Here is a 23,982-nt window from a genome sequence, read left to right on the forward strand (position 1 = left end):
GAGGCCCGGAGCCAAGAACCCACGGATACCGGACGAGTCGGTCAGCCGGTCACTCGCCGGCTTTTCGGCGCCACAGCACGTACAGGAGGATGAGGGCGCCTTCGATCCGCGCCGCGGTGTACACCCACGGCCGGAGTTCTACGTCGTCGTCTTCGGTCGCGAGGTTCATCCAGAAGTCGACGAGCGGTTTCGGAAACGCCACTTCGAGCAACCCGAGGAGTGCGAGGAGCAATCGGAATGCCATACGTGAGGATACGACACACACCGAAAAGAGCCTATCGCGAATTCTCACGCGGCGGGAGCGACTATTCGAGCGGCGTCTCCGCGACGCGTCGATACACCTCGGCGCATCGCTTGACTGCGGCCAGCGAGACGCTCTCGTCGGCGGTGTGGGCCTCTCCGGGTTCGGCCGCTCCACAGACGACGCAGGTGGTGCCCGCCCCGGCGAGCCAGCCAGCGTCGGTGGCGTGGGGTTTGACCACCTGCTCGGGCGACCCCGATTGGGCGGCATCGGCGGCATCGAGAACCGCCTCCGCGAAGTCGGCGTCGTCGCAGGCCATCGGCGGGAGGTCCTGCTCGACGGCCCAGGAGACGCCGTCGATTGATTCCACGTCACCGAGGGAAGCGCGCTTGCCGGGAACGGTTCGCTCGTCGACGGTGACGGCACAGCGCTCGGGGACGACGTTCCACGCGCTGCCACCGTCGATTTCGGTGACGACGACGCTGCCCTCCAGACGGTGGCCCAACACCTCGGTTTCGGGTACGTGGAGGCTTCGAACCACGTCGACGGCGTCGGTGGCGCGGTAGATGGCGTTCTCGCCTGCCTCGGGTTCGCTGGCGTGGGCGGCGACTCCCGCCGCGGTAATCGTCGACCCGCGACGACCCTTGTGGGCGACGGCCACGTCCGTTACTCCGGCGGCGGAGTAGCCGGTCGACCCCTCGCCGACGACGGCGTAGTCGGGGGCGAACCCCTCCTCGATGGCCGCCCGACAGCCGACGCCGCCCGCCTCCTCCCCGACGAAGGAGGCGAAGACGAGTTCGCCCGCGGGGTCGGCCTCGGCGAAGGCGACCATCGCGGCCGCGAGGCTCCCTTTCATGTCGGCGCTGCCGCGTCCGTAGAGCCGACCGTCGCGTTCCTCGACGACGTACTCGCCGTCAGCGAGTTGGCTCTCGTCCGGCGGCACCACGTCGTGGTGGCCGACGAGCGCGAGCGACGGCCCCGAACCGGCGTTGCGTCTGGCGATGACGTTCCCGGAGTCGTCGCGTTCGACTACCGCGTCGGTGTGGTCACGAAGCCACGCCGCGAGGAGGTCACCGAGTGCGGATTCGTCTTCGTGACTCGGCGTCTCGACGAGTCGCCGGGTCAGTCCCGTGGCATCCATACCCTCTCCGAGGAGCGGCGGGGGCTTGAGTTTCTGGGAGAGTCAGCCGAACCATAATTTCCTTGTTATTTTATAGATATGGTAATAAAATATATAGGAATAGCAAATCTAACAAATTTTTTATTAGTAGTCCCAATAGCCACTATATCTCATATTTTACGCTATATTTGATTGAATTTTCTTTATTTTGCTATTTTATTATTAAATTTGAGATTTTTAGAGGTATAAATCCCTGCATCGATTATTACATCTCTGTGCCCCGAATAGTCCGTTTATTTCGGCTTGCGATGATACGGGAAATCAAATCTATCGATAAGTACCATATTTACATACATATAAATTTTCAGTAAGGTATGATGTCGAGTTAGGATTCGGTTCGTCCGCGGGTGTCGGTGTCGCCCGCGAAATAGGAGTCCCGGTCGGCCTCGTAATGGCTCGCCGCGTGGCTGATGTCCGACCGAATCCCCTCGATTCGGTCGCCGAGAGCAGCGATAAAGGAGAGAATCGGGAACGTCGAATCGAACCCCTGATACAGGTATAGCGGAACGGCGGCAACCCCCTCCGACAGCGCGGCCGTCGTTCGGTGTTCACGGAGGTCCCTCTGTCGGCTCTCGGCGGCGGCGTCGCACCGCTCGACTAGCGTATCGAGTCGGGCGCGATGGGCGTCGAGCGACCCGAAAGATTCAGCCATGAACTCCACGTCAGCGATGGTGTCCAGTTCCTCGGCGACCGGCCGGAGGCGCTCGGCGACCGTCTCGATGGATTCACGCTCGGCGTCGATGATATCGAGGAGGGTCACCCGACGCGACCGCGAGTCGACCGCGAGCGCGAGGAGCGTTCGCTTCGTCTGTGCGTCGAGGGTGCCACCCCGTTCGAGTATCGTCGCGATGGTCGACCCGAACTCCTCGGTCACGTCCTCGGAGAAGTCGTTGCCGTACTCCTCGTCGTAGTGTGGCACGTCCATCACCGTCGAGCGATACGCCTTTCGGACGGACGCGAGACCGCCGCCCGAGGGCCGTTCGGTCAACGCCGACGGACCCGACGGCGACGCCACGTGGCCCGTCGGAACCTCCCGAAGCCGGTCGATGAACGTGTCGAACGCCGACAGTTCGGCGGCGGTCTGTCGGCGCTCGATACGGAGCCATCGCTGCATCGCCTCGAACGGCGCTTCCGGAGTGGTCGTGCGGTCCATGGTGTGGGACTGTCGAGTGCGTCGTGCCGTGGTCTCCTCGCCCGTCGTTCGGCTCCCCAGCGTGCGACCACGGCCTCCTCCGTCGACGGGAAACCGATTCCGCCGGGTCGACCCGGAGGAAGCGTGGTATCGTATTACACGATAAAATCGTTCGTATTTGAATATAAATCTTTCCCGCGACGCCCGTTCGGGTGGTCGGCTACCGAGCGCTTCGGCCGGGGTAAACCTATAATTGCTTCGAGGGAGAACCCGATAGCGATGCGCTCGACACCGAAGGAAACGGTAGACAGGACGCGAACGCGTCGGACCCACTCCGGCAGGGTCGAGCAACGGACGCAGCAATCCGAACCCAGATAATGTCTTCTCAGCACACGAATTCGGACCCCTCGACTCGGAGTTCGACCTACGACTATCGGTCCGACAGCGTCGAACGCCCCGAACTGGCGGCGACGCTGTCGTCGCTCGTCGACGGCGAGGTTCGCCTCGACGACTACACGCGGACGCTGTACGCCACCGACGCCAGCGCCTACGAAGTGCAACCGGTCGGCGTCGTCTACCCCACCTCGACAGACGACGTGGCGGCGGTCGTCGCCTACTGCGACCGAAACGACATCGCGGTGTTGCCACGCGGCGGCGGCACCAGCCTCGCGGGCCAGAGCGTCAACGACGCCGTCGTCCTCGACTGTAGCAAACACATGGACGCGCTGCTCGATGTCGATTCGGACCGCCGATGCATGACGGCACAACCCGGCATCACACTCGGAAAACTCAACGAGACGCTGGAATCCGAGGGCCTGAAGTTCGCGCCCGACCCGGCGTGGGGCGACAAATCCGTCCTCGGCGGCGCCATCGGCAACAACTCGACGGGCGCACACTCGCTCGTCTACGGCAAGACCGACGCCTACGTCGAGTCGGTCGAGGCGGTGTTGGCCGACGGCACCGTGACTCGCTTCGGCGACGTGACCATCGGTGAACTGCGCGACTCCGCCGACGCCGACAGCGAGGCCCTCCTGCCGCGAATCTACGCCGGCGTCCTCGCCGTCCTCGACGACCACGCCGAGGAAGTCGACAGCCGCTACCCGGAACTGAAACGCAACGTCTCGGGGTACAACTTCGACCGACTGCTCGAAGAGGCCCGGGACGACGGCGAAATCACCGACGACGCGACCGTCAACCTCGCACGCCTGCTCGCCGGCAGCGAGGGCACCCTCGCCATCGTCACCGAGGCGACCGTCTCGTTAGAGTCGATTCCGAACACGAAAGCCGTCGCCCTGCTCACCTACGACGACCTCCTCGATGCGCTGGCCGATGTCGAACCCATCCTCGAACACGACCCCGCCGCCGTCGAGGTGATGGACGACGTGTTGCTCGGGTTGGCTCGGGACACCGCCGAGTTCGCCGACGTGGTTGGCATGCTTCCGGAGGGCACCGATTCGGTGTTGCTCGTGGAGTTCTACGCCGACGACGACGCCGAGGGGCGACGACTCGTCGCAGACCTGCTGGCCGACCGAGTACCCGCCGCCGACAGCGAGGCCGACCCGACCGATGAACGGGTCCGGACGAACGCCGACCACCGCGCCGCCGCGGCGATGGAGGCCCACGACGCCGACACCCGGGCGAAGTTCTGGAAGATGCGGAAGTCCGGCTTGCCGATTTTACTCGGCCGGACGACGGACGAGAAACACATCGCCTACATCGAGGACACCGCCGTCCCGGCGCGAAACCTCCCGGAGTACGTCGCCGACGTACAGGAGATCCTCGACGACTACGACACCTACGCCAGTTACTACGCCCACGCCGGCCCCGGCGTGTTGCACATCCGGCCGCTCGTGAACACCAAGAGCGTCGAGGGGCTGGAGGCCTTCGAGGCCATCGCCGAGCGAGTGACCGATTTGGTCGTCAAGTACGGCGGGAGCGTCTCGGGGGAACACGGCGACGGCCGCGCCCGAACCCAGTGGAATCGGAAACTGTACGGCGACGACCTCTGGGCGGCGTTCCGTGACCTCAAGACCGCCTACGACCCCAACTGGACGCTGAACCCGGGCAACGTCTGTGGCGACCACGACTTGACCGAGAACCTCCGGTTCGACCCCGACTACGGGTTCGAATCCGGCTTCAGCCCCGAGTTGAGCTGGGACAACGACAACGGCTTTCAGGGGATGGTCGAGCTGTGTCACGGCTGTGGCGGTTGTCGCGGCGAGCAATCGACCACCGGCGGCGTGATGTGTCCCACCTACCGCGCGGCCCACGAGGAGATACAGTCGACTCGCGGCCGGGCGAACATGCTCCGGCAGGCGATGAGCGGCGGCCTTCCCGAAGAGGAACTGTTCTCCGAGGATTTCACCGAGGAGGTGCTCGACCTCTGTGTCGGTTGTAAGGGGTGTGCTCGCGACTGCCCCAGCGAGGTCGATATGGCCAAACTCCGCACCGAAGTCCTCCACGAGAAACACCAGCGCGACGGCACGAGCCTCCGGGACCGCCTTTTCGCCAACATCGACCGGCTGTCGGCACTGGGCAGTCGCTTTGCTCCGGTTGCCAACGCCGCCACCTCGCTTCCCGGCGCGGGCTTCCTCGCCGAGAAGACTCTCGGCATCGCGAGCGAACGCGACGTGCCGACCTTTGCGAGTGAGTCCCTCGTCGAGTGGTTCGAGGCCCGTGGCGGTGCCACGGTTCCAGAGGCCGACGCCGACCGCCGCGTCGTCGTCTTCCCAGACACCTACACGAACTACAACGACCCCGCCGTGGGGAAGGCCGCAATCGAGGTGTTGGAGGCTGCCGGCGTCCACGTCGTCGTCCCCGACGGCCTGCCGGGAAGCGGCCGGCCGCCGCTGTCGAAGGGGTTCGTCGAGAAGGCCCGCGAGGACGCCCGAGCGAACGTCGATGCCCTCGCGCAGATGGTCGAAGACGGGTGGGACGTGGTCGTGGTCGAACCCTCCGACGCCGTCATGTTCCAGTCGGATTACCTGGATTTGCTGTCCGGCGACGATGTCGAGCGCCTCGCGGCCAACGCCTACGGCGTCTGTGAGTACCTCGACCGGTTCCGACTGGACGAACGCCTCGATTTCGAGGGCGTCGAGGACGCCCTCGCTTATCACGGCCACTGCCACCAGAAGGCGACGAAGAAGGACCACCACGCCGTCGGCGTACTTCGGCGCGCTGGGTACGCCGTCGACCCCGTCGATTCGACCTGCTGTGGGATGGCCGGGTCGTTCGGCTACGAGGCCGAACACTACTCGATGAGTCAGGCAATCGCGGACCTCCTCCGTGACCAACTCGAATCGAGCGACGGCGAATCGGTCGTCGCGCCCGGCACCTCCTGTCGGACTCAACTCGACGAGGAATCGCCCGCCCACCCAGTCGAGAAACTCGCCGACGCGCTCGTCTGAGACGGCGCTGGGTTTATCATCCGAACTGGCGATTGTTCTGCGATGGAACTGAAGCGATACTTCGACGACTTCGAAATCGGTGACTCGGGGCGTTCGAGCGGCGGGCGCACGGTGACCGAGACGGATATTTTCCGGGCAGTCGGCTACGGCGCCGGCGAACGGATGCACGTCGACCGCGAACACGTCGAGACGACGGAGTTCGACGACCTGCTCGTCCAGAACACGGTGCTCATCGTCATCACCAGTGCGCTGTGGGGAGACGTGCCGGGGTGGGACTACGAGACGCCGGTGGCCTACGGCCGCGACGGGATGCGCTTCGTCAACCCCGCCTACCCGGGCGATACGCTCCACCTGGAGGTCGAGGTCGTCGACAAGCGAATACGTGAGAAGGACCGCGAAGCGGGGCGGCGTCGGGGACTCATCACCATCAACGAAGAACTGCGGAATCAGGGTGACGACCTCGTGATGGTCAACGACCACCACTCGCTGGTGCCGTTCTCGCCGGATTTCGACCCCGAGTGACCGCCCGAAGCTTCATTTTCCGAGGCGTCGTTCGTGCGGTATGGCAGTCACGCTCACTCGCAGAGACGACTACGAGCACGCGGCGACGCTCCGAATCGACGGCGGCGAACTGAACCTCTTCGGAACCGACACCATCGGGGCGATTCGGGAGACGGTCGAAGACGTTCCCACGGACGTGTCGGTGCTGGTGATTCGGGGCACGGACGACGGCGGCGAGGGAGGGCTGACGGCGGGCATCCACCTCGACGAGGTGAAGGACCTCTCGACGACCGAGGCCCGACGAGTCATGACGGACCTCCACGGGATGATGGACGCCGTGCGGAACCTCGACGCGGTCACGGTGTGTTGCTGTGGCGAGTACGCCCTCGGCGCCGGACTGGAGTTGGCGATGTCGTGTGACTTCCGACTGGCGACCGAGGAGGCAAACCTCGGGTTGCCGGAAATCGATATCGGCCTTGTCACCGGGATTCAGGGTGGCCTCCTCGTCCGACTCGTCGGTCTCCAGAAGGCGAAGGAACTCGTCTACACCGGCGAGGTGATATCCGGGACCGAGGCCGAAGACATCGGACTGGTCAACGACGCCGTCGCGCCCGGGGAGTACGAGGCACACGTCGATGCGCTCGTCGAGCAACTCGCCGAGAAGAGCCCGCTCGTCGTCCAGATGCAGACGCGGGTGTTCCGCGGATTGCGCTCCAACGGCGTCGAGTCGGGCGTCGACGCCAGCCTCGAAACAATCGCCGCCTGTTTCGATACGTACGACCAGACCGAAGCCATGGCGGCGTTCCTCGAATCTCGCGAACCCTCCTTCGAGGGACGATAGGCGTCAGAACTCCCGGGTCATCTCCATCCGGTTGACGCTGGTGTAGTAGGGACCGCCGAGGCGGCCGACGGTGTCGAGGTGGTCCATCTCGACCTTTCCGTCGACGAGTACCTCGTCGGCGATGTGGAACGTCTCGACTTCGCCGAAGAACACCCCGCGGTCGTGGATGTCCAGCGACTCGATGGCCGTACACTCCATGCTGATGAGGGCGTCGGCGACCCGCGGGGGCGTGACGTGGGTCGACTCCGCGCGGTCGAGTGCGGCGAAGTCGAACTCGCTTTCCTCCGGCGGCAACTCCGCCGACGTCCGGTCCATGCGCTCGGCAAGGTCCTCGGTCACCACGTTGACGACGAACTCGCCGGTCGCGGCGACGTTTTGGGCGGTGTCCTTCTGTTCGCCGTCGTCGTGTGCCTTCGAGCTGAACATCACGGTCGGGTACTCCGAACTGATGTAGTTGTAGCAACTGAACGGTGCGAGGTTGTCGACGCCGTCGGCGCTGGTCGTGGAAATCCACCCGATTGGACGGGGCGTGACGGCGGATTTGACGATGCGACTGCTCACTCGCGTGTCGATGTCTCGGACTGGAAACTCCTGCATTACTACCGATGCATCCTGCACGAACACATAAATATGTTGATAACGCGGATAGTTACGAAACGGCGCGGGCGGTATAATTAACCGCTTCGGCGCCCGATTCGTCGTATGGTCAGTTCCGAAACGCTCCGTCGCGGCGCGCGAGTGGCGGTCGTCATCGCCGGCTTCGTCGCCGGCTTCCTGCTCATGGCCGGCCTCTACGGCTTCGTCTTCCCGGAGCGACTCGTCGAGCGAGGACTCGACTCGACTTCGACGGCGTATCTCGTCAGCGCGGTGTTGTTCGTGACCGGCGCTGCCGGCATGTACCTCCAGCGGTACGTCACCCAGCGGTTCCTCGATGAGGCGTAGTCGCGTCTACGAGACGCCGGTGTCGTCGCGGTAGTGTGGGTAGTCCATCTGGTCGGCGATGCGGTCACGCGTGCCAGCGTCGGTGAGCAGTTCCGCGAAGTACAGTCCCACGTCGAGCGCCGAACTCACGCCGCCACCAGTTATCACGTCGCCGTCGCGGACGACGCGCCGTTCGGTCACGGCGGCGCGTTCGGCGAGCGCCTCGTAGGCGTTCGGGTGAGTCGTCGCACGGCAATCGTCGAGGAGGCCGGCGGCGGCCAACAGCAGCGACCCCGTACACACCGAGAGTTTGTACCGACAGTCCTCGGCGGTTCGGAGCCACGATACGACCGGGCCATCGTCGTCGGGAAGCGTCGTGCCGATGCCACCGGGGACGACGACGGCGTCGTAGCCGTCCAGCGGTTCGTCGGTCGCCGTCGTCTCGAAGGTGAGCCCACCCGTCGCCGTCACCGTCGGCGAGAGGCCGCAAACCTCCCACTCGACGTCCTCGCGAAAGCCCATCGTCCCGACCCGCGTGATGGGGTCGTAGGCGCCGACGAAATCCAGCGCCGTGAGGCCGTCGTAGACGACGAAGGCGATTCGCATCGTCATCGGACCTGAAACGGCGGGAAGCAATCGAGGAGCAGCCCCGGTCGGTCAGCCTCCCCGGCCGCGACGGCGCTCGGTTTGGCGAACGACTCCGCTTCGAGGAACGACGCGAACGACTCGCGGGCGCCGTGGACGGCGTGGATGTTCGGGTGACACAGCAGCAGCGACCCATCCTCGGCGGCCGCCGACATCCGGTCTGTGACCGCCGGCCCGTCGTGGCCCCGCTCGAACAACTGGAGGTCGTAGGGCGATTCGGGTTGGAGGAACGTAATCGAGGTGTCGACGCCGGATGGTTCGGCGCCGACTATCCACTCGATGCCGTGTTCTTCGGCGGCCCGAACGGTTCCCGAACTGCATCGCATGAACGGGATGTGAAAGCCGGTCGAGCGGGCATCGAGGTCCGCCTCGAAACGGTCGATGATGGCCGTCAGTTCCTCGTCGACCGTCTCGTAGGGCGTCTCCATGTAGGAGGTGTGCCGGTAGCCGTGGACGACGGCCTCGGCGCCTGACTTGAGGAGTCGGCCGACGCCGTCGCGGACGGCCTCGTCTTGGAGGTGTATCGCCGGTACGGAGACGCCGGCGGAGACGTCGGCGTCTCCCAGGGCGTCGACGAGCCAGTCGATGCCGTCCTCGAAGACGTCGTAGGCGATGTGTTCGATGCGCGTCTCGAGGCTCGTCTCGGGGTCGAGGTTCCGGACGAACTTGAGATACGGGCTGAGCGACCGTCGCTTCTGGTCGTGGGCAGTCGTCGAGTCTGCGAAGTGGTCTGTCATGGTTGGTCGTTCCGTCGTCGTCTCATTCGGGGCGCAGTTCCGAGAAGTCGACATCGGCGAAGTCGACGTCGAGGTCATCGGCGAAGGCTTCGGCGTATTCGATGTAGCGGCGGGCTGTCTCGATGTTGGCAATATCTATCATGTCACCCTCGTAGCGGACGGCGCTTTTGCCCTCGTTTTCGGCTTCCAACAGCGTCTCCATCGCGCCGACCCAGTACTCGACGGTGTCGGCGTCGGGCAGGAAGATTTCGTTGGCGTGTTCGACGTGGGAGGGGTGGATGACGAGGTAGCCGGTGTAGCCCATCTCCCGGGAGAACTGCATGTCCTTCCGGAGTCCCTCGATGTCGCCGACGTCGACGTACGTGCCGGCGAGCGGGAACTCGATTTCGGCGGCGCGAGCGTCCATCAGCGCCTGTTCGCGGAGGTGCAGCGTCTCCAGTCCTTCCCGTCCGGGGCCGGTCCACTCAAAGCCGAGTGCGCGGTTCGTGTCGGTACCCTTCACCGCGCCACAGCCGATGGTGCCGACCCGGTCGGCGGCCTCACAGAGTTCGTACACCTGTCGCATCGCTTGTGCGGTTTCGACGCTGACGGTCAACTCGATGCCGCCGACCTCCAGCCCCTCCCGGCGCTCGATGTGAGTCAACACCGTATCGAGCCGTTCGATGTCGTTCGGTTCCCGGACCTTCGGGACGGTTATCGCCTCCAGTTCCTCGCAGGCGATGGCCTCGAAGTCGTGTTCGGCGAATCCCTCGCTTGCGTTGGGGTGGGCGTTGACGCGGACGTGGACGCGCTGGCCCTCGGCGTGGAGTTTCGGGAGGTGTTCGGCGACGATGTCGCGGGCGGCCTCCTTCTCTTCGGGCGGGACCGAATCCTCCAAATCGAGGATGATGACGTCGGCATCGTTCTCGTGGGCGCTTTCGACCCAGCCCTCACGATTCCCGGGAATGAACAGCACTGAGCGAGCGGGTTCCATGTATTGAAATCTACGGAGGAGTCCTTATACCTTGTCCCGAATCACAGGTCGGCGACGCGTGGGATTACCTCCTCTCCGAGCAGTTCGATGGCATCGACGGCGCGTTCGTGGTCCATTCCGGGCCACTGGACGCGGGCGACGAGGTGGTCGACGCCGAGCGTCTCGTTGAGCGATTCGAGGTCGGCGACAACCTCATCGGGCGTGCCGATGAGATACCGGCCCTCGCTGACCCGCTCGAAGCGCTCCCGTCTGCTCAAATCCTCGCCGTCGTCGTCGATGACGCCCCACTCCGACAGCGAGTCGAACTTGTCGAGGATGTACGGCGCGGCGGTGTCGATGGCTTTCTCGGTCGTCTCGGCGACGTACACGTCGCGTCGAATCGGCCGACAGGACGGCTCCTCGGTGAGTTCGCGCTCGTAGAGGCCGACGGCCTTCTTCAGTTTCGAGACGGGCGAGACGGGGTCGATGAGCCACGCGTCGCCGAGTGCGGCGGCCCGCCGGACGGCCGAGGGTGCCGACCCGCCGAGCCATATCGGCGGCCCGGATTCCTGTACTGGACGAGGGCGGAGCGTCACGTCCTCGAAGGCGTAGTGGTCACCGTCGTAGGAGACGCCGTCCTCGGACCACAGTGCCCGGAGGATTTCGACGCCTTCGGTGACGCGGCCGGCGCGTTCGGCCTTGTCGACGCCGACGGTGTCGAACTCGGCGTCGCGGTAGCCGGCGGCGGCACCGAAGACGACGTTGCCGCCCGAAATCACGTCGAGGGTGGCGACTCGCTCGGCGACCAAGGCGGGATTGTGCAGCGGCAACAGACAGACGCTCGTCCCGACGCGGACGTCGCCGTCGAACTCCGCCGCGAGACGGGCGAGCGTCTGGAAGTTGTCGAAGTAGATGTCGTCGGTGAAGTGGTGTTCGCCGACGAACAGCCCCTCGAAGCCGCTTTCCTCGGCAATTCGAGCCTGTTCGAGCAACTCCGCGAGACAGCCCTCGGGGTCGCGATCGCCCGGGTGTTGGGTCAGCCCCATCAGGCTAACGTCCACAGTCAGGCACCTCCGAAGATGGTTTCTGGGTTGTCACGGGCCATCCGCTCGATGTCGGCACGCGGGATGCCGGCGGATTCGAGGTCGGCGTGAAACGCCGCCAGCGCGTCCGGCGGCGACATCCGCCCCGGTTGGCCGTAATCCGTCGACAGCAAGTTGTGTTCTGGGCCGGTCGCCTCGATACCGGCGACGATTTTATCGAACATCGCGCCGTCGGCGAAGGCGTCGTGAGCCGCCTCGGGGGCATCTGGGAGGAACAACTCACGGACGGTCTCGTCGGTCACGATGGAGCAGCGTTCGAAGTATACCCCATCGCGGGCCAATCGGGCCTGCCGTTCGGGCGTGAGGCCGACGCCGTCACGGGCGGCGTGGAACTCCGGATGCGTGACGATGACCTCGCCGTCGACCTCCGTGACGGCGTCGACGACGGCCTCGACTTCCTCGACGCCGATGTGGCCGGTTCCGACAACCATCCCGTCGTTTATCGCCTCGGTAAGCACCGACCAGACGCCGTCTTTCAGTTCGTCGTTCCCGTTCAGCAGGTCGATGGTTTTCGGTTCGCCCTGTTCGAGCATGTTCCGTTTGGCGGTCATCGTCGGGAGTTCGACGCGACTGGCACCCATCTTCGCGGCGGCGACGACGGCGTCGATGTTGATGCCGCCGACCGAGCGGTTCAAAACGACCGTCGAAGCGAGTCGGATATCGGAGTCACAGGCCTGCTCGACGAGCGCCGCGGCCATCGTCGTCGGCGCGTGGTGGTTCTTGAGAACTAACCCACCCATGCCGGCGGCGGCGGCGCGCCGAGCGAGTTCCACGATGTCGTGCTTTCTGTCGGTTACGTCCGGTCCCGCGTGGACGTGTGTGTCCCACGCGCCGGCGACGGGATGCTGAGTGTCCATCTGTTGTCCTCGGGGTGTGTGTATTCTTGCCACGAGTATTAAGCCCTCTGGGACAGGTCAGTTCCGTTTCACGACGGGCACGCGGCGCTCAACTTATTTATGCACAGGACGCGACGGACCCGTATGAACCAACGTACGACCGTCCGCTGGGGGCGATATCCGTGAACATCGCGGTCATCGGCGCCGGCGCCCTCGGCTGTCTGTTCGGCGGCCGACTCACCGAGGCCGGCCACGACGTCCACCTCCTGCACTACCGGCAGTCGTACGTCGACCGGTTGAACGAAGAGGGCTTGACAATCGAGAGCGAGGACGGCGAGACGACCGACATCGCCGTCGAAGCGACGACCGACGCCAGCGAGGTCGGTCCCGTCGACTTCGCAATCGTCTTCGTCAAATCCCACCAGACCGAGGCGGCGCTGGCCGAACACGCCGCCTGTATCGGCCCCGAAACCGACCTGCTGTCGTTGCAGAACGGTCTCAGACACTACGACCGACTGCTCGACGTCGTCGGAGAAGACCGCGCCTTCGCGGGCGTGACGTATCAGGGCGCCGTCGCCGAGGAGCCGGGATACGTTCGCGTGACGTCGAGCGGCCCCTCGACGTTCGGCGGGACGAACGACGCGGGCGCACGCCGAATCGAGTCCGCCCTCGAAGAGGCCGGCTTCCCCGTCGAAGTGGTCGAGGACCCGCGAGCGTACATCTGGGCCAAACAACTGATGAGCCTCCCCATCAAGCCGCTGGCGGCGCTGACGCACCTCTCGAACGGCGAACTCGTCGCGACGCCGGAGACGCGAGGGTTGATGGAGCAAATCGTCGCCGAGGCCGAAACCGTCGCCGAAAGCCGCGGTATCGACATCCCGATGGACGACCCGATGGAAGAGGTCGTCACCACCTGCGAGGAGTCCCACTCCCACTACTCCAGTATGCTGCAGGACGTCCGGGCCGAACGGAAGACCGAAATCGACGACGTAAACGGCGCTATCGTCGACATCGCCGACGAGGAGGGCATCGACGTGCCGGTGAACGAACTCGCGACGAACCTCGTTCGAGCCCTAGAGAAGAGTTACCTCGACTGAGACGGTTCAGTTCTCGCTTTCGTCGACGTAGTAGGAGGCGCGGCCGACGGCGACGGTGGTCCACTCGCCGGGGGCGCGCTCGGAATCGATGTCGACCTCGATGACGACGAGCGAGCGCCCGTGGCGGCGAACCTGGGCCTCCGCGCGCAGGTCTCCGGTCGCCGGACGAAGATACGAGAGGTTCATCTCCGTCGTGGCATAGAGCGCCGTCTCGGGGTCCTCGAGCACCGTCCGGAGCGCGGTGCCCGCGGCGTTGTCCAGCAGCGTCGCGAGGACGCCGCCGTGGAGCGTATCGCCGTTGGGGTTCGTGAGTTCCGCGCGGTGAGGGAGACCGAGTACGGCCCGACCCTCCGACTCGGACTCGATGAAGACGCCGAGCCACGACAGCAGCCCGGTCTCGGCGACGACGCGTTCGGAGGCCGTCTCGGGTGCGTTCGTCATGGCTTACTTCGGGTCCTCGGAGTGCGGTGGGACGCCCCGGACGGTCAGGATTTCGCCGTCGATGAAGGAGGCGGCGGGACTGGCGAGGAACTCGACGACGTCGGCGATTTCGGCCGTCGTCCCGGTCTTTCGGTCCACCTCCGAACGGTCGATGTCGGCGGGGTCGGTGTCACCGGCGGTGACCGCACCGGGCGTGGCGATAAAGCCCGGCGCGACGCAGTTGACGCGGACGCCCTCCGACGCCCACTCGCTCGCAAGCGATTTCGTGAGGTTGTTGACGCCGGCTTTCGCCGCGCCGTAGTGGGTTTCGTGGGGGGCGGCCTCCTGGCTCCGAAGGCTGGAGATGTTGACGACCGAGCCGCCGCCGTCTTGGAGCGCCTCGCGGGCGGCGTGGGTGCAGTTGAACACGCCGTGGAGGTTGATGTCGACGATGGTCTTCCAGCCGTTCTCGCTGAGGTCGTCGAAGTCGCATTTGAAGACGGCGCCGGCGTTGTTCACGAGCACATCGAGGCCGCCGAACTCCTCGACGGTGGTCTCGACCATCGCCTCGACGGAATCGCGGTCACGAACGTCACACTCGATGGGAGGACCCGTCCCGGCGTGTCGCCGTCGTTGATTTCCTCGGCGACGGGGTCGACGTTGTCCTGCTCGCGAGAACAGATAGTCGTATCGACGCCTTGGGCGGCGAAGCCCTCGGCGATTCGTCGGCCGATACCGCTTGACGCACCGGTGACGATGGCACTCGAACCATCGACGGTGAACTTGTTGTCGGACATGCTGAAGCGTGGATAGATTCGGTGTGTGCTTAACTGTAGGGGTCAGAACGCGACGTTCTCCTGGCCCTTCAAATCGAGGAAGGACCGGACTTCGTCGGGGGAGGCGATTTCGCGGCCGGTCACCTCCGTCGTCAAATCGACCATCTTCTCGACCTGCTGGACGTTGCTCTCGGCGAGTTCGCCCTTCCGGATGTAGAGGCTGTCTTCGAGGCCGACGCGGGCGTGTCCACCCATGCTGACCGCCGTGGTGCCGAGGGCCATCTGCATGCGGCCGGCGCCGATGACCGAAAACGAGAACTCGTCGCCGAACAGTTTCTCGGCGGTGTCGACCAGGTGCAGCAGGTGGTCGTGGTCGGCGCTGATGCCGCCGTGAATCCCCATCACGAACTGGATGTGGATGGGCGTCTCGAGGATGCCGCGGTCGACGAAGTGCTTGGCGTTGTAGAGATGTCCCACGTCGTAACACTCCAGTTCCGGCTTCGTGCCGTGAGATTCGAACATCGGCAGAATCGTTTCGAGGGACTCGAAGGAGTTCGGGAAGATGAGGTCCCGAGTTCCCTCCAGATACTCCGTCTCCCATTCGTATTTGAACTCCTCGAAGGCGTCGAGGATGGGGTAGAGCCCGAAGTTTATCGACCCCATGTTACAGGAGGCCATCTCGGGTTCCAGTTCGGGGACGACGGCGGTTCGCTCCTCGACGGTCATCGTCGGTGCGCCGCCGGTCGTCGGCTGAACGATGGCGTCACAGCGGTCCTTAACGCGCTCGGCCACCTCACGGAACAACTCGAGGTCCGAGGTCGGTTCGCCGGTCTCTGGGTCCCGGACGTGGAGGTGGAGGATGCTGGCGCCTGCCTCGGCGGCCCCCACCGCCTCCTCGACGATTTCGTCGGGCGTTATCGGCAGATGCGGCGACATGGTCGGCACGTGGATGGCACCCGTCACGGCACACGTCACTATCGCTTTGTCGAACGTCCTCATGAGGTAGAGTGACACACAGGGCTGAATAAGCGTTCCGGTCGGGACGACTTCGCAGGGAGATGTGAACTGCCCACACATCTGTTCAGCATCGCTGAATGAATTCCGCTCACCCGCGCATTGCCGAATCGACGATTCGGCCGCATATCCATAACAATATTATGTTTGTTATTGCAGAGGCCATAACAAGCATAGTTTTGTTATTCGAAGGCCGGGTCGAGACCGGAACGGATGCCGACAGTACAGGCAAATATCACGTTAGCCGTTCAGCAGTGGTGAACTTTATTTCCCTCGGGGCGAAAGGGCCGAACATGGCAAACCACCGCACACGCGGAAACGAGGTCGGGTCGGTCCGGAAGACGCTTCGCATCCTCGAGTTGCTGAAGGACTTCGAGGGCGCCCGGGTGACACAGCTCGCAAACGAACTCGACTGGCCGAAAAGCACCGTCCACAGCCACCTCGAAACCCTCGAAAACGCCGGCTACATCGTCAAAGAGGACGAAACGTACCAGCTCGGCTTCCGGTTTCTCGACCTCGGCGAGCACGTCAAGTACCGCAACGAGGTGTACGGAATGGTCGAACCCCGCATCGAGGCCCTTGCCAACAGCACCGGTGAGCGCGTTCAGTTCGTCATCAGTGAACACGGCGACTGCGTCTACGCCCGCATCGCCGAGGGCGAACACGCCGTCAGCACCGGTAGCAGGCTCGGACGCCGCCGGCACATGCTCCACGCCACGGCCGCCGGGAAGTCCATTCTGGCGTTCACCGACCGCGAGGAGGTCAAACGAATCATCGAGGAGAAGGGGCTCCCGGAACTGGCAGAGAACACCATTACCGACGAGGACACCCTCTTCGAGGAGTTGGCGGAGGTCAGAGAGCGCGGCTACGCGTTCAACTATGAGGAACACATCGAGGGACTCCGCGCCGCGGCCGCTCCCGTACAGGAGCCCGATGGTAGCGTCGTCGGCGCGATAAGCGTCTCCGGGCCGGCCCACCGGATGCACGGCGAACAGTTCACCAAGGAGTTACCCGAGAACATCCTCGGCGTCTGCAACGAAATCGAACTCGACATCGTCTACCAGTAGCCGAACATCGGGGGCCAGCACCTCAGTCGGGTCCTCTCCTGCTGGGATTTGGTACCCAAACACTTACATTGGATTTCCGCCTACACTCTTCCGGTAGCAGACGCATGGAGCTAGAATTCTCTAACGCAACGAAGATGCTTCGTCAGGAGGTCCGGCGGTTCGTCGACGAGGAGTTCCGTCCAATCCTCAACGACCTGCCGGACGAAATCGAGCGATACCATGACCTCGACCCCGAGAACCCCGAACTCACGGACAACGTTCGGCCCCACCCCATCAAGATTCCCGAGGATGACCGACAGCGCCTTCGAGAGAAGGCCAAGGAGGCCGGCTTCTGGGCGATGGGTGTGCCCGAGGAGTACGGCGGCGGCGGCCTCAATCTCGTCGAGCGGTGTGTCGTCCTCGAAGAACTGTCGAAACACCGGATGGGGCTGTATCAGGCCGGTCTCGGCGTCATCGAACTCGGACCGGGACTGACCGTCGGCGAACCGTCCGCGTACCTCGAAAACGCGGACGAGTACCAAATCGAGGAGTTCTTCCAGCCGTGTATCGACGGCGAGAAACAGAGTTGTTTCGGCCTCACCGAACCGGCCGCCGGCTCTGACCCCCGGGGGATGGAGACGCGCGCCGAAAAGGACGGCGGCGAGTGGGTCATCAACGGCACGAAACACTACATCTCGTGGGCGGGAGACTCCGATTTCATCATCCTCTTTGCCCGCACCGAGCCGAAAGACGACGACATCAACGACCACGGTATCACGTCGTTCCTCGTCCCCTCCGACAGCGACGGCGTCTCGATGCGGTCGATGCCGGTCATCCGACCGGAGTACCCCTTCGAGGTGCGACTCAACGACGTGCGCGTGCCCGACGAGAACGTCCTCGGTGAGGTCGGCGGCGGCCTCGGCATCGCAAAGCAGTGTCTCGGCGAATCGCGCGTGCTGTACGCCGCGAACTCGCTTGGCCCCATCGACCAGTCCATCCGGATGGGCATCGAGTGGGCCAACGACCGCGTCGTCGGCGAGGAGAAACTCGCAGACAAGCAGGCCATCCAGTGGAAAATCGCGAAATCCGCCGTCGATTACCAAGCCGCGAAGTACTCCGTGTACCACGCCGCCCAGCGCTTCGACGACGGCGAGGATATCCGGCATGCGGCCTCCATCACGAAGTACCAGACGACGGAGACGCTGTGGACGGTGCTGGACCGGATGGTCCAGATTCACGGCGGCGCCGGCGTCGACGGCGACCTCCCGCTGGAACGGTGGCTCCGGGAGTCCCGGGTGCGCCGCATCGGTGAAGGCCCCTCCGAGGTCCAACTGAAGACCATCGCCCGGAACCTGCTGAAAGGATACGAAGACCCCGACCCGCTCCCGCTGAACTGACCGCCCTTGTTTTAGGCCGCTTTCTCGCCGCCCTCGACGCCGAAGAACGCCGCGATACCTGCCAACAGCGTCACGAAACCGAGCGTCGCCAGCGGGACGCCGTACCCGTCCGTCGCGTCGATGACCACGCCGACGATGGGCGGTGAGACGACCGCCCCAATCATGATGGCTGCGACGCCGATGGCCGTTCCCGTTCCGGCTTCGTCGCCGTCCATGACCTCACTCGCCATCGTGAGATACACGCCGTTGTACCCCAGCGAGACGGCGCCGACACAGAGCAACACGACGAGCGCCACGGAAAACTCCGTCTCCGGCGAGAGAACCAACAGCGGGAGATAAAACACGAACCCGACGATGCCGATACCGGCGAGGACGAGGTGTTTGCTCCCCGCGAAATAGGAGTCCGTCAGGAATCCGAAGCCGATTCGCGACCCCATCCCCATCAGTTGCATCCCCGTGTACACCAGTCCCGCGATAGCCGGCGCGAAAAGCAGGCTCTCGGTGAGGTACAACACGATGTAGGCCATCAGCGTGAACTGCGTGGCACCGAACAGCACGCCACTGATCAAAAACGGGAAGACGTCCCGGGTCGCCGCGAGGCGGAGTATTCGTCGATGCTGGTCGAGGACGCGCGTCGCCGAGGGGACGCGTCTCCCGGACGGTTCCGTCTTCGGCGAGTAGAGATAGATGGTTCCGAGCATCAGTATCGTCGTCGCCGCGACGACCCGGACGGCAGTTCGCCACCCGAACACCGACGCGATGGCGGGCAGGAACGCCGCACCCGCGGCGCCACCGAGCATCACGCCGGTCTGTTTGATGCTGATGCCGATGGTGCGCTGGTCGGCCGGGAACCAATCGAAGATACCCTTGTTGGTCCCCGAGGGAACGGTTCCGTACCCCAATCCGACGACGTAGGCACCCGTCGCGACCGTCCAGAACGTCGGGAGGACGCTCAAAAGGAACGAAATCGAGCCGATGAGCGCAAGCCCAACGCCGAGAGCGAACCGCTCGCCCGCGTAGTCGGTAACGATGCCGCCGGTGGTGACCGACGAGAAGTAACCGGCGTACAGCAGCGTCACGAGGAGGCCGATTTCGGTCGTCGAGACGCCGAAGTCGCCCTTGACGAACGGCGTGAGGACGGTGAGCGTGAGGAAGGTGAGGCTGCCGACGACTTGGATGGCGAACATGATCCACAGCGTCTGCCAGCGGGGTTTCATCGAGTACTGAGAGAAGGCGAGCGTGAGGGCAAATACATTCCCCTTCGCATGAGGAGTGCTAACGAAGAATTATATGGCCGTACGGCAATTATCGAACGATGGCAGACAGAGTACTCATCGACCGAGACGACAGCATCGCGACCGTGACCGTCAACCGGCCGGAGAAGCGCAACGCGATGGATATTCCGACCCGGAAAGCACTGTACGAGGCCTTCGAGGAAGTCGGCGAGGACGACGAGGTGCGCGCAATCGTGCTTCGGGGCGCCGGCGACGGCTCGTTCATCGCCGGCGGCGACATCGACTCCTTCGCCGAGTTCGACCACATGGACGGCATGGAGTACGCCGAGAAGTACGCCCAGGGCCTGTACAACTACGTTGCGGACCTCCACAAACCGACCGTCGCGGCGGTCGACGGCTACGCCCTCGGCGGCGGCACCGAAATCGCGCTGGCCTGCGATATCCGACTGGCGACCGAGGACGCGAAGTTCGGCCTCCCGGAGGTCGGCATCGGCGTCATCCCCGCCGGCGGCGGCACCCAGCGACTCGTCCAGGTCGTCGGAGCGGGCATCGCCAGCGAACTCATCCTCACCGGCCGCGTCATCGACGCCGCGGAAGCGAAGGAAATCGGCCTCGCGAACCACGTCTACACCGACGAGGAGTTCGACGACGAGGTTCGTTCGATGGCAGAGGACCTCGCCTCGAAGGCGCCGGTCGCCCAGCGCCTCGCCAAGGAGTCCATCCGACGCAGCCTCGACATCGACGCGGGTCTGGAGTACGAGCGACTCGCCGGTGCGTTCCTGTTCGGCACCGACGACCAGAAAGAGGGAGCGAACGCCTTCCTCGAAGACAGAGAACCGGAGTACAAAAACCGATAAGCCGCGTTACTCGCCGATACTGAGACAGACGTTCTTCGTCGTGGTGAACTGGTCGAGGGGCTCCAGCCCCTTTTCGCGGCCGAAGCCGCTGTCGCGGTGGCCACCAAAGGGCGTCTCGACGACGCCGGCGAACCACTCGTTGACGTACACCTGTCCGGCGACGACATCACGTGCGAAGCGGTGGGCGCGTTCGAGGTCGTTCGTGAAGATGCCGGCCGACAGCCCGTAGTCGCTGTCGTTGGCGATTTCGAGGGCTTCCTCCTCCGTCGCGAACGGAATCACCGCGAGCACCGGCCCGAAGATCTCCTCGCGAGCGATGCGGAGGTCGTTGGTCGCGTCGTCGAAAATCGTCGGGCCGACGAAGTAGCCGGTCGATTCCTCGGCGTCGTCGGGCACGCCGTCGACGACCGGCTCTCCCAACTCCTGTTTGCCGACTTCGACGTACTCCCGGACCTTCTCGTACTGTGCTTCGGAGACCAACGCCCCCACGTCGGGGTCCTCCAAGCCCGGTCCCATCGTCAGGTCCTCGACGGCCTCGACGAGTCGGTCGAGGAACTCCTCGTGGATGTCCTCGTGGACGAGCAGGCGGTCGCCCGCCGAGCACACCTGTCCCGCGTTCCGAGTGAAAATCGAAATCAGCGTCCCCTCGATGGCGTCTTCGAGGTCGGCGTCGGGGAAGACGACGTTGGGGTTCTTCCCGCCGGCCTCGATGTGGACGTGTTTCAGTTGGCGCGCGGCGGTCGCGGCGACCTCCTTGCCGGTCGGAACCGACCCGGTGAAGGCGATGGCGTTGACGCCGGCGTCGTCGTCGAGTTCCGATGCCGGGACGTGGCTCGGGCGGCTTCCGTCGCGGGTGTCGTACATTCCCTGGTCGCGGAGTTCCTCGTGTGAAACCCGCGCGTGGTCGTAGACGAACCGCTTGACATCGTCTTTCGAGTAGCCGTCACGAGCGATGGTCGCCGCGTGTTCCGGCGACAGCGCGAGACAGGGTTCGGCCCGTTCGGAGAGATACGTCGTGTTCGCCCCGAGAACCGACATGGTGTCGGCGGCCGTCGTGAGGACGCCCGCGGCGCTGTCGGCGACGTGGTCGTTGACGTTGTGCGGCGCTTCGGTCGTCAACACCGTGACGGTGCTGTCGTCTTCCTCGAAGCCGCGCTCGACGTGCAGCGGGTCCCACGGACTCTCGGCTTCGTTCTCGGCGACACACAGTCCGAACTTGTGCGGTCCGCCGTGGGTCGCCTTATCGGTCGGCCCCGGTGTCGCGCCGGCGACGTTCATGTAGACGAAGGTGAGCGCCCGCCCGATGGTCGCGTTTGGCTTCGACCCCTGACCGAAGGCGTTGGCACCGCCGTTGATGTCGAGTTCCTCGACTATCGGTCCGTTGACGACCACCATCGGCCAGTGTGGCTCCGTCGTCGCGAGCGTCCCGTAGAGGTTGAACTCGGGGTCCAGCGTCGCTTCGAGGGCGGCCAACACCACCGGAAAGAACGACGCCTCACAGCCGGCCATCACCGCGTTCGCCGCGAGGGTTTCCATCGTCGCCGACCGCTCGCTCAACGGGAAGGGGCCGAGACGGTCCTCGCCGGCGACATCGGCGGCCTCGAGGAACCGGTCGACTCGCTCCCGCGTGGGATCGACGACCGGCAGTCCGTCCGGAGAGGAAACGGTAGCCATACACACACCGTACACCCGGCGGCACATACCTGTTCCGCCGACCCCTCGGCGAGCGAAGCCACGGCAAAAGCTTAATAGATTCACTGCCCCCTTCGAACGTATGAGCGACCAGTTACTGGACGGCATCGACGTAGTCGACCTCGGGCAGATATACAACGGCCCCTACTGCTCTCTGCTGCTCTCCTATATGGGTGCGGACGTCACGAAAATCGAACCGCCACACGGCGAACCGCTTCGGGCCCGCGTCGACGACGGCGAGGCCCCGGAGTTCGTGATGCTCAACTCCAACAAGGAGGGCATGACACTCAACCTCAAAACCGAGGAGGGAAAGGAAATCTTCGAGGAACTCATCGAGGACGCCGACATCCTCGTCGAGAACTTCTCGGTCGGAGCGATGGAGCGCCTCGGCCTCGGCTACGAGGAACTCTCAGAAATAAACCCGGAACTCATCTACGCCCACAGCAGCGGCTTCGGCGAGGAGGGCCCCTACAACGAGTACCCCGCGATGGACCTCACGATTCAGGCCATCAGCGGCGTGATGGACGTGACGGGCTTTCCGGACGGACCGCCGACGAAAGCCGGCATCGCCGTCGGCGACTTCATGGGTGGCATCCACCTGCTCGCTGGCATCCTCGGTGCCCTGTACGAACGGGAGTTGACCGGCGAGGGCCAGTTCGTCGAGGTGAGCATGCACGATTCGGTGTTTCCGACGCTGATGTCGCCGATGGCGGCGCACTTCAACGATGACGACGTGCCACCCCGGACCGGCAACCGACACAGCGGCCTCGCACAGAGTCCCTACAACGTCTACGAGACATCCGACGGCTACATCGCCATCTTCGGCGTCACCGACCAGCACTGGCACTCGCTTTTGGAGGTCATCGGCCGGGAGGATTTGAAGGGCGACCCCCGATTCGAGAGCAACGTCAAACGGTCGAACCACCTCGACGAGGTCGACGAACTGGTCGAGGAGTGGACCATCGAGCGCGAGCGCGACGACATCGAGGAAATCCTGCTCGATGCGGGCGTCCCCTGTGGCCCGGTCAAGGAACTCGACGAGGTCGCCGACGACCCCCACCTCAAGGAGCGCGAGATGATAAACGAAATCGAACACCCCGACTACGGCGAGATATCGGTCCCCGGCATCCCGATTCGGTTCTCAAGGTCGGAACTGCCCGACATCGAACCGTCGCCGACGAAGGGGCGAGACACCCGGAAGGTGATGTGTGAACGCCTCGGCTACTCCGAGGCGGAGTACGAGGAGCTGAAAGAGAAGGACGTCTTCTAAAACTCGTGGTCGTCGCCCTGGAGGTCGGCAACCGTCGCGCCATGTTCGATTTTCCGCTCGACGAGTAACTCCTCCCGGAGCGTCGCCTCGGCCGTCTCGGCGACTTCGGCGGCTTTCTCGGCGGGCACGACGACGACGCCCGTCGCGTCGGCAACGATGAGGTCATCGGGGTTCACCGTCACGCCGTCGATGTCGAGCGGTTCGCCGACTTCTTCGACGGCGAGGCGGCGCTGGCCGGATTTCGGCGTCGCCTGACGGGCGAACACCGGGAACGACCCCTCCCGAATCTCGGGGATGTCGCGGTGGCCACCGTCGATGACCATGCCGGCGACGCCGGCGTTGTCGGCCAGTCGCGAGGCGTTGCCACCCCAACAGGAGATGTCGGGGCCGACGCCGTCGATGACGAGCACGCGGTCCTCGCGGAGTTCGTTCAACATCGCGTAGGGGAAGTTCGTCCGCTCGCCGGGGTCGTCGACCAACTCGAAGCGCATCGTGTGGGCGCGTCCGACCGTCGTCTGGTCGGGCGCCGCCGGCGGCAGGCCAGTGATGACGCCGTCGATGTCGTGTTTGTCCAAGGCGTCGGAGACGACGCTGGTGTCGAACATGCTGTACACGTCCGTGATACTCGATGCCATGTAGTCGTCTGTTGCGTGCGGCGGCTTATAGGTATCCCTCGTCGCTT

General features: G+C 64.5%; 23 protein-coding genes and 1 pseudogene. 9 read left to right on the top strand and 15 right to left on the bottom strand.

Translation table 11 applies throughout. From position 1 onward, the window contains the following. Positions 1–49: 49 nt before the first annotated feature. From NMP98_RS11340 to NMP98_RS11350, 3 genes are all read right to left on the bottom strand, one after another. Positions 50–244 (bottom strand): hypothetical protein, encoded by a 195-nt coding sequence (locus NMP98_RS11340; protein WP_254857697.1) that lies wholly within the window; start codon positions 242–244, stop codon positions 50–52. Between the two features lie 61 nt (positions 245–305). Further along, positions 306–1,382 carry a M20 family metallopeptidase gene (locus tag NMP98_RS11345; RefSeq protein WP_254857699.1) on the bottom strand — a complete coding sequence of 359 codons (1,077 nt, stop codon included), beginning with the start codon at positions 1,380–1,382 and terminating at the stop codon, positions 306–308. 364 nt (positions 1,383–1,746) lie between these two features. Then, positions 1,747–2,574, bottom strand: a complete 828-nt coding sequence (locus tag NMP98_RS11350) for a DUF7260 family protein (protein WP_254857701.1) — start codon at positions 2,572–2,574, stop codon at positions 1,747–1,749. A 353-nt stretch (positions 2,575–2,927) separates the two neighbouring features. Between NMP98_RS11350 and NMP98_RS11355 the strand changes: the two genes are divergently transcribed. The 3 genes from NMP98_RS11355 to NMP98_RS11365 are packed head-to-tail and all read left to right on the top strand — an operon-like array spanning position 2,928 to position 7,302. Continuing rightward, positions 2,928–5,960 (top strand): FAD-binding and (Fe-S)-binding domain-containing protein, encoded by a 3,033-nt coding sequence (locus NMP98_RS11355; protein WP_411911618.1) that lies wholly within the window; start codon positions 2,928–2,930, stop codon positions 5,958–5,960. 42 nt (positions 5,961–6,002) lie between these two features. Continuing rightward, complete coding sequence (locus tag NMP98_RS11360; RefSeq protein WP_254857705.1) at positions 6,003–6,482, top strand: MaoC family dehydratase; 480 nt, start codon at positions 6,003–6,005, stop codon at positions 6,480–6,482. Positions 6,483–6,522: 40 nt separating this feature from the next. Beyond that, a complete protein-coding gene (locus tag NMP98_RS11365) occupies positions 6,523–7,302 on the top strand; it encodes an enoyl-CoA hydratase/isomerase family protein (RefSeq protein WP_254857707.1) in 780 nt (259 codons plus the stop codon). Between the two features lie 3 nt (positions 7,303–7,305). Here NMP98_RS11365 and NMP98_RS11370 read toward each other — a convergent pair whose 3' ends face one another. Next, a complete protein-coding gene (locus tag NMP98_RS11370; protein WP_254857709.1) occupies positions 7,306–7,899 on the bottom strand; it encodes a flavin reductase family protein in 594 nt (197 codons plus the stop codon). 105 nt (positions 7,900–8,004) lie between these two features. Here NMP98_RS11370 and NMP98_RS11375 point away from each other — a divergent pair, with 105 nt between their 5' ends. Beyond that, complete coding sequence (locus tag NMP98_RS11375) at positions 8,005–8,244, top strand: hypothetical protein (protein ID WP_254857710.1); 240 nt, start codon at positions 8,005–8,007, stop codon at positions 8,242–8,244. 6 nt (positions 8,245–8,250) lie between these two features. Here the strand turns inward: NMP98_RS11375 and NMP98_RS11380 are convergent, their stop codons facing one another. The 5 genes from NMP98_RS11380 to NMP98_RS11400 are packed head-to-tail and all read right to left on the bottom strand — an operon-like array spanning position 8,251 to position 12,517. After that, a complete protein-coding gene (locus tag NMP98_RS11380; protein ID WP_254857712.1) occupies positions 8,251–8,835 on the bottom strand; it encodes a DJ-1/PfpI family protein in 585 nt (194 codons plus the stop codon). Then, positions 8,832–9,605, bottom strand: a complete 774-nt coding sequence (locus NMP98_RS11385; protein ID WP_254857714.1) for a polysaccharide deacetylase family protein — start codon at positions 9,603–9,605, stop codon at positions 8,832–8,834. The genes NMP98_RS11380 and NMP98_RS11385 overlap by 4 nt, the downstream gene beginning before the upstream one ends. A 22-nt stretch (positions 9,606–9,627) precedes the next feature. Further along, positions 9,628–10,578: an HpcH/HpaI aldolase/citrate lyase family protein gene (locus tag NMP98_RS11390; RefSeq protein ID WP_254857715.1), complete on the bottom strand. Its 951-nt coding sequence runs from the start codon at positions 10,576–10,578 to the stop codon at positions 9,628–9,630. 41 nt (positions 10,579–10,619) lie between these two features. Beyond that, positions 10,620–11,618: an LLM class flavin-dependent oxidoreductase gene (locus NMP98_RS11395; protein WP_254857716.1), complete on the bottom strand. Its 999-nt coding sequence runs from the start codon at positions 11,616–11,618 to the stop codon at positions 10,620–10,622. 2 nt (positions 11,619–11,620) lie between these two features. Continuing rightward, positions 11,621–12,517 carry a DUF6282 family protein gene (locus tag NMP98_RS11400; RefSeq protein ID WP_254857718.1) on the bottom strand — a complete coding sequence of 299 codons (897 nt, stop codon included), beginning with the start codon at positions 12,515–12,517 and terminating at the stop codon, positions 11,621–11,623. A gap of 161 nt (positions 12,518–12,678) precedes the next feature. Between NMP98_RS11400 and NMP98_RS11405 the strand changes: the two genes are divergently transcribed. Further along, on the top strand, positions 12,679–13,593 hold the full coding sequence (locus NMP98_RS11405; RefSeq protein ID WP_254857720.1) for a ketopantoate reductase family protein: 915 nt from the start codon (positions 12,679–12,681) through the stop codon (positions 13,591–13,593). Between the two features lie 6 nt (positions 13,594–13,599). Here the strand turns inward: NMP98_RS11405 and NMP98_RS11410 are convergent, their stop codons facing one another. From NMP98_RS11410 to kce, 3 genes and pseudogenes are all read right to left on the bottom strand, one after another. Next, positions 13,600–14,034: a PaaI family thioesterase gene (locus NMP98_RS11410; RefSeq protein ID WP_254857721.1), complete on the bottom strand. Its 435-nt coding sequence runs from the start codon at positions 14,032–14,034 to the stop codon at positions 13,600–13,602. A gap of 3 nt (positions 14,035–14,037) precedes the next feature. Continuing rightward, positions 14,038–14,810, bottom strand: a pseudogene (locus NMP98_RS11415) (SDR family oxidoreductase). A gap of 42 nt (positions 14,811–14,852) precedes the next feature. Next, positions 14,853–15,788: a 3,5-dioxohexanoate:acetyl-CoA acetone transferase gene (kce, locus tag NMP98_RS11425; RefSeq protein ID WP_254857725.1), complete on the bottom strand. Its 936-nt coding sequence runs from the start codon at positions 15,786–15,788 to the stop codon at positions 14,853–14,855. A gap of 308 nt (positions 15,789–16,096) precedes the next feature. Here kce and NMP98_RS11430 point away from each other — a divergent pair, with 308 nt between their 5' ends. Both NMP98_RS11430 and NMP98_RS11435 read left to right on the top strand, forming a co-directional pair. Next, on the top strand, positions 16,097–16,870 hold the full coding sequence (locus NMP98_RS11430) for an IclR family transcriptional regulator (protein WP_254857727.1): 774 nt from the start codon (positions 16,097–16,099) through the stop codon (positions 16,868–16,870). A gap of 104 nt (positions 16,871–16,974) precedes the next feature. Then, the gene (locus NMP98_RS11435; protein WP_254857728.1) at positions 16,975–18,246 is read left to right on the top strand and encodes an acyl-CoA dehydrogenase family protein; all 1,272 of its coding nucleotides are present in this window, start codon (positions 16,975–16,977) and stop codon (positions 18,244–18,246) included. 11 nt (positions 18,247–18,257) lie between these two features. On the opposite strand, the gene NMP98_RS11440 is transcribed toward NMP98_RS11435, so the two are convergent. Next, on the bottom strand, positions 18,258–19,463 hold the full coding sequence (locus NMP98_RS11440; protein ID WP_254857731.1) for an MFS transporter: 1,206 nt from the start codon (positions 19,461–19,463) through the stop codon (positions 18,258–18,260). Positions 19,464–19,561: 98 nt separating this feature from the next. On the opposite strand from NMP98_RS11440, the gene NMP98_RS11445 reads away from it, so the two are divergent. Next, complete coding sequence (locus tag NMP98_RS11445) at positions 19,562–20,338, top strand: enoyl-CoA hydratase/isomerase family protein (RefSeq protein WP_254857733.1); 777 nt, start codon at positions 19,562–19,564, stop codon at positions 20,336–20,338. A 6-nt stretch (positions 20,339–20,344) separates the two neighbouring features. Here the strand turns inward: NMP98_RS11445 and NMP98_RS11450 are convergent, their stop codons facing one another. Further along, a complete protein-coding gene (locus tag NMP98_RS11450) occupies positions 20,345–22,012 on the bottom strand; it encodes an aldehyde dehydrogenase family protein (RefSeq protein WP_254857735.1) in 1,668 nt (555 codons plus the stop codon). Between the two features lie 100 nt (positions 22,013–22,112). On the opposite strand from NMP98_RS11450, the gene NMP98_RS11455 reads away from it, so the two are divergent. Continuing rightward, a complete protein-coding gene (locus NMP98_RS11455; protein WP_254857737.1) occupies positions 22,113–23,300 on the top strand; it encodes a CaiB/BaiF CoA transferase family protein in 1,188 nt (395 codons plus the stop codon). Here the strand turns inward: NMP98_RS11455 and NMP98_RS11460 are convergent. After that, positions 23,297–23,935 carry an RraA family protein gene (locus tag NMP98_RS11460; protein WP_254857738.1) on the bottom strand — a complete coding sequence of 213 codons (639 nt, stop codon included), beginning with the start codon at positions 23,933–23,935 and terminating at the stop codon, positions 23,297–23,299. The genes NMP98_RS11455 and NMP98_RS11460 overlap by 4 nt on opposite strands. Positions 23,936–23,982 lie beyond the last annotated feature (47 nt).

The sequence above is a fragment of the Natronomonas gomsonensis genome (genome assembly GCF_024300825.1).
Taxonomy (GTDB): Archaea; Halobacteriota; Halobacteria; order Halobacteriales; family Haloarculaceae; genus Natronomonas; species Natronomonas gomsonensis.

Bases quoted from the DNA above. Each gene is read 5' to 3' on its own strand.
- NMP98_RS11340 (WP_254857697.1), bottom strand. From the start codon at position 244: ATGGCATTCCGATTGCTCCTCGCACTCCTCGGGTTGCTCGAAGTGGCG.
- NMP98_RS11345 (WP_254857699.1), bottom strand. From the start codon at position 1,382: ATGGATGCCACGGGACTGACCCGGCGACTCGTCGAGACGCCGAGTCAC.
- NMP98_RS11350 (WP_254857701.1), bottom strand. From the start codon at position 2,574: ATGGACCGCACGACCACTCCGGAAGCGCCGTTCGAGGCGATGCAGCGA.
- NMP98_RS11360 (WP_254857705.1), top strand. From the start codon at position 6,003: ATGGAACTGAAGCGATACTTCGACGACTTCGAAATCGGTGACTCGGGG.
- NMP98_RS11365 (WP_254857707.1), top strand. From the start codon at position 6,523: ATGGCAGTCACGCTCACTCGCAGAGACGACTACGAGCACGCGGCGACG.
- NMP98_RS11370 (WP_254857709.1), bottom strand. From the start codon at position 7,899: ATGCAGGAGTTTCCAGTCCGAGACATCGACACGCGAGTGAGCAGTCGC.
- NMP98_RS11375 (WP_254857710.1), top strand. From the start codon at position 8,005: ATGGTCAGTTCCGAAACGCTCCGTCGCGGCGCGCGAGTGGCGGTCGTC.
- NMP98_RS11380 (WP_254857712.1), bottom strand. From the start codon at position 8,835: ATGACGATGCGAATCGCCTTCGTCGTCTACGACGGCCTCACGGCGCTG.
- NMP98_RS11385 (WP_254857714.1), bottom strand. From the start codon at position 9,605: ATGACAGACCACTTCGCAGACTCGACGACTGCCCACGACCAGAAGCGA.
- NMP98_RS11390 (WP_254857715.1), bottom strand. From the start codon at position 10,578: ATGGAACCCGCTCGCTCAGTGCTGTTCATTCCCGGGAATCGTGAGGGC.
- NMP98_RS11400 (WP_254857718.1), bottom strand. From the start codon at position 12,517: ATGGACACTCAGCATCCCGTCGCCGGCGCGTGGGACACACACGTCCAC.
- NMP98_RS11410 (WP_254857721.1), bottom strand. From the start codon at position 14,034: ATGACGAACGCACCCGAGACGGCCTCCGAACGCGTCGTCGCCGAGACC.
- kce (WP_254857725.1), bottom strand. From the start codon at position 15,788: ATGAGGACGTTCGACAAAGCGATAGTGACGTGTGCCGTGACGGGTGCC.
- NMP98_RS11430 (WP_254857727.1), top strand. From the start codon at position 16,097: ATGGCAAACCACCGCACACGCGGAAACGAGGTCGGGTCGGTCCGGAAG.
- NMP98_RS11435 (WP_254857728.1), top strand. From the start codon at position 16,975: ATGGAGCTAGAATTCTCTAACGCAACGAAGATGCTTCGTCAGGAGGTC.
- NMP98_RS11440 (WP_254857731.1), bottom strand. From the start codon at position 19,463: ATGAAACCCCGCTGGCAGACGCTGTGGATCATGTTCGCCATCCAAGTC.
- NMP98_RS11445 (WP_254857733.1), top strand. From the start codon at position 19,562: ATGGCAGACAGAGTACTCATCGACCGAGACGACAGCATCGCGACCGTG.
- NMP98_RS11450 (WP_254857735.1), bottom strand. From the start codon at position 22,012: ATGGCTACCGTTTCCTCTCCGGACGGACTGCCGGTCGTCGATCCCACG.
- NMP98_RS11455 (WP_254857737.1), top strand. From the start codon at position 22,113: ATGAGCGACCAGTTACTGGACGGCATCGACGTAGTCGACCTCGGGCAG.
- NMP98_RS11460 (WP_254857738.1), bottom strand. From the start codon at position 23,935: ATGGCATCGAGTATCACGGACGTGTACAGCATGTTCGACACCAGCGTC.